General features: G+C 70.9%; 7 protein-coding genes. 1 reads left to right on the top strand and 6 read right to left on the bottom strand.

Annotated features, from left to right (window positions below; translation table 11 throughout):
• The 6 genes from VBO01S_RS33520 to VBO01S_RS29640 all read right to left on the bottom strand — a co-directional run.
• The coding region (locus VBO01S_RS33520; RefSeq protein WP_157627500.1) for a DUF3325 domain-containing protein at window positions 1-163 on the bottom strand (163 nt) is incomplete at its 3' end.
• Between the two features lie 31 nt (window positions 164-194).
• Window positions 195-833, bottom strand: coding sequence for a DUF4198 domain-containing protein (locus tag VBO01S_RS29620; RefSeq protein ID WP_062482301.1), 639 nt, complete (start codon window positions 831-833; stop codon window positions 195-197).
• A 58-nt stretch (window positions 834-891) separates the two neighbouring features.
• Window positions 892-3,066, bottom strand: a complete 2,175-nt coding sequence (locus tag VBO01S_RS29625) for a TonB-dependent siderophore receptor (RefSeq protein WP_062482304.1) — start codon at window positions 3,064-3,066, stop codon at window positions 892-894.
• 172 nt (window positions 3,067-3,238) lie between these two features.
• Window positions 3,239-5,734 (bottom strand): TonB-dependent siderophore receptor, encoded by a 2,496-nt coding sequence (locus VBO01S_RS29630; RefSeq protein ID WP_255221237.1) that lies wholly within the window; start codon window positions 5,732-5,734, stop codon window positions 3,239-3,241.
• Between the two features lie 87 nt (window positions 5,735-5,821).
• Complete coding sequence (locus VBO01S_RS29635; RefSeq protein ID WP_062482310.1) at window positions 5,822-6,760, bottom strand: FecR family protein; 939 nt, start codon at window positions 6,758-6,760, stop codon at window positions 5,822-5,824.
• Window positions 6,753-7,292, bottom strand: coding sequence for a sigma-70 family RNA polymerase sigma factor (locus VBO01S_RS29640; protein WP_174543711.1), 540 nt, complete (start codon window positions 7,290-7,292; stop codon window positions 6,753-6,755). The genes VBO01S_RS29635 and VBO01S_RS29640 overlap by 8 nt, the downstream gene beginning before the upstream one ends.
• Before the next feature lie 267 nt (window positions 7,293-7,559).
• Here VBO01S_RS29640 and VBO01S_RS29645 point away from each other — a divergent pair.
• Window positions 7,560-8,495: efflux RND transporter periplasmic adaptor subunit (locus VBO01S_RS29645; protein ID WP_255221238.1), on the top strand; the 936-nt coding region annotated here is incomplete at its 3' end.

The raw sequence follows: 8,495 nt of genomic DNA on the forward strand, positions 1-8,495 counted from the left end.
CCAGCAGCGCCGCGCCGCCCAGCTGCTGCCAGGGCCGCGACGGGCCCGGCGTGCGGCCGCGCCCGTGGGCGTCTTCGTAATGCCGGTCCATCGCCAGGCTCAGCGTGACGAAGCCGCCGAGCGCCGACGCGAACAGGGCGCACACCAGCGCGAAGGTGCTCATCAAAAGCACCCCCGCGCCGGAAGCCCCGCCCTCACCGGACGACGAAGCTCAGCGTGGCGACGTGGCGCGTCTGCGTGTAGGGCTTGCCGTCCCAGCTGCCCTTGCCGTCCTTGTCGGTGTGGTTCACCTCGACCACATACTGGCCGGGCCAGGGCGTCTGCAGCGTGACCTGGCCGGCGTCGTCGGTGGTGAACTTCTTCTCCCACTTGGGCGGGCCGAACACGACCACCTCGGCCTTGGGCAGCGGCTTGCCGGCCAGCAGCAGCGTGAAGCTGTTGCTGTTGGCGGCCTGCGGCACGAGCTCGAGCGTGTGGCGCGCGACGGTTTCGGTGCGGCCGGTGCGCGCCTGGTAGAGGCTCGCCACGCCCTTGTCGCTGACGTAGGCGCCCACGAGGCGTGCGTCGCCGCTGGCGTCGGCCTTGACCACGAAGTGGTCGGCATGGCGCGTGGCGGGCGTCTGCTTGCCGTCGGCGGCGATGCCGCGCGGCGCGCTGACCAGCTTCAGGTGGCCGGACTCGGTCTCGCGCAGGTCGTCGGCCCACTCGCCGAAGTAGGCCTTGGCCTCGCCGCCCGCGGCGGGCTCGAGCCAGACGAAGTGGGCGTGCGCGGCGCCCGAGAAAACGAACGCGGCCGCCGCGAGGGTGGCAAGGGAGAACAGGGGTTTCTTCATGGTCGATGCTCCTAGGTTGATGGATGGCATGGTTGAGACGGAATGGAAGACGGCTTGTTCAGAACTTGGCGCGCAGGGTCAGGCTCACGTTGCGCGGCTCGCCCCAGAACACGCTGTCGTAGAAGCCCACGTTGCGGTAGTACTTCTTGTCGAAGACGTTGCGGATGTTCAGCTGCGCCGTGACGTTCTTGTTGATCTCGTAGCTGGCCATGAGGCTAAACACCGCGTACGCCTTCTGCGAGATGCGCGGCAGCGGGTCCTTCATGCTGAACAGCGGCGGCTGCCCATACCACGACTCGCCGTAGATGCCGCTTTGCGCCGTCATGTCGCCGCCGACCTTCAGGCCGCGCCAGGCGCCACTGAAGCGGTAGGCGGTCGACAGGCGCAGCAGGTGCCTGGGCTGGTTGGGCACGGCACGCGCGCCCTTGGCGGTCTTGGCATCGAGGTACGTGTAGCCGGCGGCCACGTTCCAGTCGGGCGTGATCTGGCCCGACACGTCGAACTCGAGGCCGCGCGCGGTCACGCCGTCGCCGCTGGCCACGTAGGCCTGGCCGCCGTCGGGCAGCCGAAAGCCCGCGGGCACGCTGCGGTCGAGCTCGGCCAGGTTCTTCTTCTTGACCTGGAACACGGCCGCCGACGCATTGAGCGCACCGCCGAAGTACTCGCCCTTCACCCCCAGCTCGGCGCTGGTGCCGGTCTCGGGCGTGAGGTACTGGTCGTTGCGGTCCTTCGAGGTCTGCGGACGGAACAGCGTGGTGTAGCTGGCGTACAGCGAGTGGCGCTTGTCCAGGTCGTAGACCACACCGACATACGGCGTGACCTCGTCCTTCGACTCCGACTTGCCCGTGGTGCGCGTGTACTGCTGCGCCGTGTTGTAGACGTGCGTGTAGCTGCGGTAGTTGCTCACGCGCGCGCCGACGATCACGCTCAGCGGGTCGGTGAGGCTGAAGCGGCCCGCCACGTAGCCGCCGTTGAGCTGCGTGAAGCCCACGGTCTTGGAGCCGTCGGCCAGGAAGATCGGGCGCGGGATGTTGCCGATCCAGGTGCGGTAGTCGGGAATGGCCTCGGGGTACGGGATCACCGGCGTGCCGCCCTGCGAGGTGTAGGTCTGGTTGCCGCCGTTCCATCCGGCGATGAAGGTGTGGCGCCGCCCGAACAGGCTGAAGGGGCCGGTGGCGTACAGGTCGAAGTTGTCGTTGACGTACTCACCCTCGCCCCACACGCCGCTCCACAGCTTCATGCCCTGGCCCGTGAAGCGGTTGGGGTAGCCGGCGCCGCCGTAGGCCACGGTGGTGTTGTTGGCGCTGGTGGTGCGCGCATAGCCCAGGTGCACCTTCCAGTCGTTGTCGAAGCGGTGCTGCAGCGAGACGAAGGTCGTGTGCTGCTTGTTGGCCCAGGTGCTCCAGGGCGTGCTCAGGCTGGTGTTGCGCGGCAGGTTGGCGAGCGAACCGTCGTGGTTCCAGTACGGAATGGCGCCCCAGGTCGCGCCCGTGGGCTTGTTGTCCTGGAAGTCGATGCCAGCGGTGAGCAGCGTGGAGCGCGTGAGGTCGGCCTCGACGATCACCATGCCCACGGTCTTGCGCTCGTGGTACAGGTCCATGTACGAGTCGCGGTCCTGCCAGGCCAGCGCGGTGCGCGCGCGGATGCGGCCGTCGGCCGTGAGCGGCACCGACAGGTCGACCTCGGCGCGCTTGTGGTTCCAGCGCCCGTAGCTGAGCGAGGCGCTGCCCTGGAACTCGCGCGTGGGGCGCTTGCGCACCGAGTTGATGGTGGCCGACGGATCGCCCGTGCCGCCCATGAGGCCGGTGGCGCCGCGGATGACCTCGATGCGGTCGTACAGCACGGTGTCGGACAGCGGCGAATTCGGGCCGCGCGGCATGCCGTCGATCTGGAAGTTGTTGATCGAGAAACCGCGCGCCGAGTAGTTCACGCGCTCGCTGTCGGCCTGCCCGACCATGATGCCGGTGGTCTGGCCCAGCACGTCGTCGATGCGGGCGCTGCCCAGGTCGTCCATGCGCTCGCGCGTGATCACGGTCACCGACTGCGGCGTCTCGCGGATCGACAGGTCCATGCGGGTCGCGGTGGAGGCCTGCTCGGCGGTGTAGGAGCGGCTGCCCTCGGTGCGGCCGCTGCGGTCGCCCGAGACGGTGACCTCGGACAGCGCCGCGCCGCTGGCGGCTTGCTGTTGCTGCGCGCTGACGACGCCACAGCAAAGCAGGGCGACAAGGGCCACGGGAGACCGCCGGAAGCGGGCGCGTGAAAACGAATGCTGGTTCATGGCATGAAGAAAGGGGGCGACCCGACCCGGGAGGTCGGCAACGCCCGTTGGCAAGAGATGGCTAGCGACGCACCCGGCCGCGAAGGGGCCGGCAGCGACCTGGCTGCGGAGAAAAAAACTCGGTGCGTCAGTAGGTGCCGCGCAAGGTCACGAGCAGGTGGCGCGGGGCGCCGTAGAAGCTGCTGCTGGTGCTGGTGCGGTAGCGCGTGTCGAAGACGTTGCTCAGCGCCACCGACACGGCGAGGTGCTTGTTGATCGGGTAGCGCGCCATGAGGTCGAGCGTGGTGTAGGCCTGCTGCGTGAAGCGCGCATGGCCCGAGGGACCCAGGCCTGTGCTGTAGGTGTCGCTCTGCCAGTTCAGGCCGCCGCCCACCGTGAGGCCGTTGCCGATGTGCGCGATGCGGTAGCTGGTGAAGAGCTTCAGCAGGTTCTTCGGCACCTGCGTGTTCAGGCGCTGGCCGGCGGCGTCGCGGGCCACGCTGTGCGCAAAGCCGCCGCCGACCTGCCAGCCGGGCAGCAGCTCGCCGGCAATTTCAAATTCGTAGCCGCGCGTGGTCGTGCCCTTGGCGGCGCGGTAGGCGGCCGAGCCGTCGGGCGCGAACTCGTTGTCCAGGCGCACGGCGAGGTTGTCCTGCTTCACCTGGAACACGGCGGCGCTGAGGTTGAGGCGGTCGTTGTGGAACGCGCCCTTCACGCCCGCTTCGTAGGCGTGCCCCTCGAGCGGATCGAGGTAGGTGCCGCTGCGGTCCTTGCTGGCCTGCGGCTTGAAGATGCTGGTGTAGCTGGCGTAGGCCGACCAGTGCTTGTCGAGGTCGAACACCACGCCCGCGTACGGCGTGACGACGCCCTTCTCGCTGCGCGTGGTGAGGGTGGCAGCGCGCTGCAGGGGGACGGTGCGCGTCACGTCTTTCCAGTCGCTCGCGCGCGCGCCGACGATGACCGAGAGCGCATCGGTCGGCCGCAGCCGCACCGTGGCATAGGCGCCCGACTGGCGCGTGGCGGTTTCCTGGCGGCCGGTCACGGGCTGCTGCGGCTGGGCCGGCAGGTCGCCGTTCCAGCTGTTGAAGTTCGCGACCCACGGATCGAAGCCCGCCACGTTCCAGCCCGCGTACAGCGGCGCGTCGCTGTGCGTGCGCGAGGCGTTGTAGCCCAGCACCAGCTCGTGCCGCCGGCCGAAGAGTTCGAAGGGGCCGCTCGCGTACAGGTCGAATGCGTTCTGCACCGGCACCGCGTTCCAGCGGTTGGTCCACAGGCCGAGCCCCGCACCGGTCGCGCGGTCCATGTAGCCGCGCAGCGCGTAGCCGATGACGTCGTCGTAGGCGCGGCGCGAGCGGTTGAAGGCTGCGTGCACGGCCCAGCCGTTGTCGAAGCGGTGGTCGAGCGCGGCGAAATACTGGCGCTGGTCCTGGTACGAGTGGGCCCAGCGCGCGGCGGCGCTGCGCGAGCGGCCGTAGTCGGCCTCGCTGCCGTCGCTGAAATGCAGCGGCAGGCCGGCGCGCGCCACGCCGTCGTTGTCGTGCCGCTGCAGCTCGAAGCCGGCGCTCAGGCGTGTGCTGCGCGCGAGGTCGGCTTCGACGATGCCGTAGAACAGGCGCTTGTTCTCGTGGTGACGCTCGATCCACGAGTCGCCGTCCTGCACGGCCGCGACCACGCGCGCGCGCACGCGGCCGTCGGCGGTGACGGGCCCGCCGATGTCGAGCTCGGCGCGCTGCCGGTTCCAGGTGCCCGCGCTGAACGAGGCGCTGGCCTGCAGCGCGTTGCCGGGGCGCTTGCGCACGAGGTTGACGGTGGCCGCCGGCGTGCCCACGCCGTTGAGCAGACCGGTGGCGCCGCGCACCACCTCGACGCGGTCGTAGAAAGCCAGGTCACCCGTCTGCAGCAGCCAGGTGCCGGCCTGCGGGATGCCGTCGACCTGGTAGTTCTCGACCTCAAAGCCGCGCGAGTAGACGGCGTTGGCGTCGGTGCCGGCGTTGCCGCTCTGCACGAAGCTCAGGCCGGGCGCCTGGCGCAGCACGTCGCTGATCTGGCCCAGGCCCTGGTCGTCGATGCGGTCGCGCGTGAGCACGCTGACCGATTGCGGCGTTTCGCGCAGGCTGAGTTCGAGCCGCGTCGCGGTGCCGATCGCGCCGTCGGTGGTGTAGGAGCCGGTGCCTTCGGTGACGGTGCCGGTGTCGCGCCCGCCGGTGACCGTGACTTCGCTGAGCGCACCGCCCGCGGGCGCTTCGGCCTGCGGCTTCGGACCCGGTGCGCGCTGCGCCGCGACGCGCAGTGCGTAGCCGCCCGAAGCACCGCGCACCGCTTCGAGGCCGCTGCCTTCGAGCAGCTGCAGCAGCGCCTCGCGCGCCGTGTAGCGGCCCTGCAGCGCGGGCGCGCGCTTGCCGCGCACGACCTCGGCATCGACGCCGAGCAGCAGCCCCGTGCGCACGGCGAGCGCGGTCAGTGCGCTGCTCAGCGGCTGCGCGGGCTGGTGCCACTCGAAGGCCGCATCGGCAGTGGGCGCTTGCGCGGCGGCCGGCACGGCGAGCAGCACCAGGCTCGCCAGCGCAAAGGCGCGGCGCAGGCGATGCCAGCAGCGCCGCACGCCAGCGTGCGCGGTCTCGGTCGGGTCTGCGGGTCCTGTCATGGTGTGGTGAATCTCTTTTCACCACCTATGACAAGCGGGCACGGGAATCGGGTAGCGGTGCGCGCGGAAAAAAGTTCGACCGCCCGGTCACGGCGGCGCCGTGGTGGTCACCCGCACCAGCCACGGCGACAGCGTCGACACGCGCAAGGTCGGCAGCGCGCTGGCGAGCAGCGCGAGCGCGGCGTCGCTCTGCTGGATCGGCAGCACGCCGGTGAAGCGCAGCGTGCCCAGGGCCTCGTCGTCGGCCAGCAGCAGGCCGGGCCGGTGCCGGCCGAGCTGGCGCAGCACCTCGGCCACCGGCGCGTCGTCGAACACCAGCCGGCCCTGCGGCCAGGCCAGGCCACCGGGCGCGGCAGGCACGGTGTCGGTGGTGACGCCGCGGCGGTCGAAACGCACCTGCTGCCCCGCCTGCACGTCGACCCAGCGGTCGTCGCCGCCGTCCAGCGGCTGCACGCGCACGCGCGATTCGGTGACGGTGACGAGCGTGTCGCTCGCCTCGCGCCGCACGGCATAGCGCGTGCCCAGCGCCTGCGCGCTGCCGTCGCGGTCGACCACGGCAAAAGGCTTGTCGCCGTGCGCGACCTCGACGAAGACCTCGCCGCGCAGCAGCTGCACGCGGCGCACGCTGCCCGAGAAATCGATGTCGATGGCCGAGTCGCTGTTCAGCGCGACGCGGCTGCCGTCCTCGAGCGTGAGGTGGCGGATCTCGCCGGTGCCGGTGCGTTCATCCGCCAGCCAGGCCTGCCACGGCATCGCGGCGCCCGCCACGAGCAGGCAGGGCAGCAGCACGAGCGCGCCCAGCATCTGGCGCGACGGGCCGCGCCGCACGGGTTGCGGCGCGGGGGTGTCGGGCGTGACCGACTCCCACATGCGGCGCATCTCGGCCAGGAGCCGCGCATGGCGCTCGTCGAGCGCGCACCACGCCGCGCAGGCGGCGCGCGTGGCGTCGTCCACGCTGTCGTCGGCGAGGGTCACGGCCCACAGCGCCGCCTCCTCGCGCAGGCGCTCGGCGGCCGCGTCAGGCATGGGCCGGGGCGTCGGCGCTTTCCGTCTCGGGCACGGCGGCGGCCATGCGGCCATGGCAATGCGCCAGCACCTTCGCGAGGTACTGCTTCACGCGCGTCTCCGACACGCCCAGTTCGGCCGCGATCTCGCGGTACGAGCGGCCTTCGACGCGCGCCATCAGGAAGGCAGTGCGGCTCTTCACGTCGAGCTCGGTCGCCAGCAGCGCGAGCACCTGGCCCAGCAGCTCGCGTGCGCAGGCCTTGTCCTCGGCGCTGGGCGCGCAGGCGTCCTCGGCCATCAGCGCCACGGTGCGCAGCACCTCGGCCTCGACCTGCATGCGGCGAAAGCGGTTGATCATCAACCGGCTGGCCACCACCTGCAGGAAGGCACGCGGCTGGCGCAGCACCGGCTGCTGCGGCAGCTCGATGAGGTTGAGAAAGGTGTCGTGCGTGAGATCGGCCGCGGTGAAGCCGCAGCGCAGGCGGCCCAGCAACCAGCTGCGCAGCCAGCCCTGGTGGTCGACGTACAGCTGCCGGACTTCCGGATGGGACATGGTGTGAAGGGGCATCGCGGGAGACGATGCAATTGAGAGTTATTCTCAATTATATAGATTTGTAAAGATTTCCTGTCCCCCGAAACGCCTCATTCCGCACAGGGCGCGTGGCGCGCGCTACCCGTTTCGGCGCCTCGCACGTCTTAGCAGCATGACCCTCGCTTTCTTCCGCAAGGGCGCCCGGTGACGGCGCCCGCTTCCCGTTCGCGCGCCGGCACACGCCTGCGCATCGCCGCCTTCGCGGCCCTGGCCCTGGCCGCCGTCGCGGTGGCCTACGTTTGGGCAAGTCCACGCGACCCCGGCTGGGACACCGCCGTGCTGCGCCGCGGCGACATCGAAAGCAGCGTGACCGCCATCGGCACGCTGCAGCCGCGCCGCTATGTGGACGTCGGCGCGCAGGTGTCGGGCCAGATCCTGCGGTTGCACGTGCAGCCCGGCGACGCGGTGAAGAAGGGCCAGCTGATGGTGGAGATCGACCCCAGCGTGCAGCAGGCCACGGTCGACGCCGGCCGCGCCTCGCTCGCGGGCCTGCGCGCGCAGCTGGCCGACCAGCACGCGCAGCACCGCCTGGCGCGCCAGCAGTTCGCACGCCAGCAGCAGATGGCCGCCGAGGGCGCCACGCGTGCCGAAGACGTGCAGACCGCTGAAGCCACGCTGGCCTCGGCCGCCGCGAAGATCGCGCACCTCGAAGCCCAGATCGCTCAGACCCAGGCCACGCTGAAGGCCGACGAGGCGCGCCTGGGCTACACGCGCATCTACGCGCCGATGGCCGGCAGCGTGGTCTCGGTGCAGGCGCGCGAGGGCCAGACGCTCAATGCCACCTACCAGACGCCCGACATCCTGCGCGTGGCCGACCTGTCGAGCATGACGGTGTGGACCGAAGTCTCGGAAGCCGACGTGCGCCGCGTGAAGCGCGACATGGCCGTGTACTTCACCACGCTCGGCGCCGACCGCCGCCGCTGGGAAGGCACGGTGCGCCAGGTGCTGCCTTCGCCGCCCGTGCCGGCAGGCAAGAGCGGCGGCGACGCGCCGCAGGCGCCGGCCGCCAGCAAGGTCGTGCTCTACACCGTGCTGTTCGACGTGGACAACGCCGACGGCGAACTCATGCCGCAGATGACCGCGCAGGTGAGCTTCGTCGCCGCCTCGGCGCGCGACGTGGTGGTGGCGCCGCTGCCCGCGCTCACGGCCGTGAAGGGCCAGGCC

Source organism: Variovorax boronicumulans NBRC 103145, assembly GCF_001591345.1.
In the GTDB taxonomy this organism is placed as follows: Bacteria; Pseudomonadota; Gammaproteobacteria; order Burkholderiales; family Burkholderiaceae_C; genus Variovorax; species Variovorax boronicumulans.

Bases quoted from the DNA above. Each gene is read 5' to 3' on its own strand.
- VBO01S_RS29620 (WP_062482301.1), bottom strand. From the start codon at position 833: ATGAAGAAACCCCTGTTCTCCCTTGCCACCCTCGCGGCGGCCGCGTTC.
- VBO01S_RS29630 (WP_255221237.1), bottom strand. From the start codon at position 5,734: ATGACAGGACCCGCAGACCCGACCGAGACCGCGCACGCTGGCGTGCGG.
- VBO01S_RS29635 (WP_062482310.1), bottom strand. From the start codon at position 6,760: ATGCCTGACGCGGCCGCCGAGCGCCTGCGCGAGGAGGCGGCGCTGTGG.
- VBO01S_RS29640 (WP_174543711.1), bottom strand. From the start codon at position 7,292: ATGTCCCATCCGGAAGTCCGGCAGCTGTACGTCGACCACCAGGGCTGG.